Origin of the sequence: Arthrobacter sp. 35/47 (assembly GCF_000520475.1) — a bacterium.
GTDB classification, from domain to species: domain Bacteria; phylum Actinomycetota; class Actinomycetes; order Actinomycetales; family Micrococcaceae; genus Arthrobacter_D; species Arthrobacter_D subterraneus.
The window spans coordinates 143,204-145,012 of sequence record NZ_KI914581.1 but is presented as its reverse complement, the minus strand read 5'-3'; the positions used below and the strand labels follow the sequence as shown (position 1 = coordinate 145,012).

General features: G+C 66.5%; 4 protein-coding genes. All 4 read left to right on the top strand.

Going from position 1 to position 1,809, the window contains the following annotated elements; genetic code table 11:
- Positions 1-174 (top strand): 3,4-dihydroxy-2-butanone-4-phosphate synthase (locus X803_RS22455; protein ID WP_162149173.1); only part of this gene is annotated, 174 nt, incomplete at its 5' end.
- Entirely contained in the window at positions 171-818 is a 648-nt protein-coding gene (gene ribA / locus X803_RS16955) for a GTP cyclohydrolase II (protein ID WP_026543681.1), read from the top strand. The genes X803_RS22455 and ribA (X803_RS16955), both read left to right, overlap by 4 nt.
- 44 nt (positions 819-862) lie before the next feature.
- On the top strand, positions 863-1,078 hold the full coding sequence (locus X803_RS0101055) for a 3,4-dihydroxy-2-butanone-4-phosphate synthase (protein ID WP_026543682.1): 216 nt from the start codon (positions 863-865) through the stop codon (positions 1,076-1,078).
- Positions 1,075-1,722, top strand: coding sequence for a GTP cyclohydrolase II (ribA, locus tag X803_RS0101050; protein ID WP_026543681.1), 648 nt, complete (start codon positions 1,075-1,077; stop codon positions 1,720-1,722). Before X803_RS0101055 ends, ribA (X803_RS0101050) begins: the two co-directional genes overlap by 4 nt.
- Positions 1,723-1,809 lie beyond the last annotated feature (87 nt).

Below are 1,809 nucleotides of genomic sequence, written 5' to 3'. Positions count from 1 at the left end.
CGGCTGGCCGGCGTCGAGCCGGCTGCCGTCATTGCCGAGGTCACCCACGACGACGGCGGCATGATGCGCCTGCCCGCGTTGCGGGAATTCGCCACCCGCTTCCAGGCGCCGCTGATTTCGATCGAGGACCTCGCGGCCTATCTGGCTGCGAGGGAAACCGGAGCTGCGGAATGAGTGCGGTGGCCGGCGGCCCGGTGGTCAGCATCCCGACGGCATTCGGATCCTTCCGCGCGCAGGCCTGGGTGGACACGGCGTCCGGTGTGGAGCACCTGACCATGTCCTCACCGGACACCAACGTTGCCGACGGCGCACCGCTGGTCCGGATGCATTCGGAGTGCCTCACCGGCGATGTGTTCGGCTCCTACCGCTGCGACTGCGGGGAGCAGCTGGAACAGGCCCTCGGACTGATCCAGGAGCAGGGCGGAACGGTGGTCTACCTGCGGGGGCAGGAGGGCCGCGGAATCGGGCTCGCAAACAAGCTGCGGGCCTACGCACTGCAGGAAAACGGCGCCGACACGGTGGAGGCGAACGAGCAGCTTGGACTGCCCGTCGACGCGCGGGACTACCAGGCCGCCGCGGAGATCCTCACGCACCTGGGAATCACGACGGTCCGGCTCCTGAGCAACAACCCGGTAAAGCGCGAGCATCTTGAGCGGTACGGCATCGCCGTGGAATCGATGGTTCCTTCCGAGATTCCGTCGCGGCTGGAGAACCAGCACTATCTTGAGACCAAACGCGACCGCCTCAACCACCAGCTGTCCCACCTCGAGGAGCGGTTCCACCAGCGCCCCCAGGAAAAGATCGTCCAGCAGAGCTGACGCCTGCTCTTCCAATTGCCGAATATCCCTACCGAAGGAGAACCATGGCCGGACACGGCGCGCCCACCATCGACATCAGCGGCATCGGCCGCGAGCAGCCGCTCCGGCTCGCCGTCATTGCCGAGGTCACCCACGACGACGGCGGCATGATGCGCCTGCCCGCGTTGCGGGAATTCGCCACCCGCTTCCAGGCGCCGCTGATTTCGATCGAGGACCTCGCGGCCTATCTGGCTGCGAGGGAAACCGGAGCTGCGGAATGAGTGCGGTGGCCGGCGGCCCGGTGGTCAGCATCCCGACGGCATTCGGATCCTTCCGCGCGCAGGCCTGGGTGGACACGGCGTCCGGTGTGGAGCACCTGACCATGTCCTCACCGGACACCAACGTTGCCGACGGCGCACCGCTGGTCCGGATGCATTCGGAGTGCCTCACCGGCGATGTGTTCGGCTCCTACCGCTGCGACTGCGGGGAGCAGCTGGAACAGGCCCTCGGACTGATCCAGGAGCAGGGCGGAACGGTGGTCTACCTGCGGGGGCAGGAGGGCCGCGGAATCGGGCTCGCAAACAAGCTGCGGGCCTACGCACTGCAGGAAAACGGCGCCGACACGGTGGAGGCGAACGAGCAGCTTGGACTGCCCGTCGACGCGCGGGACTACCAGGCCGCCGCGGAGATCCTCACGCACCTGGGAATCACGACGGTCCGGCTCCTGAGCAACAACCCGGTAAAGCGCGAGCATCTTGAGCGGTACGGCATCGCCGTGGAATCGATGGTTCCTTCCGAGATTCCGTCGCGGCTGGAGAACCAGCACTATCTTGAGACCAAACGCGACCGCCTCAACCACCAGCTGTCCCACCTCGAGGAGCGGTTCCACCAGCGCCCCCAGGAAAAGATCGTCCAGCAGAGCTGACGCCTGCTCTTCCAATTGCCGAATATCCCTACCGAAGGAGAACCATGGCCGGACACGGCGCGCCCACCATCGACATCAGCGGCATCG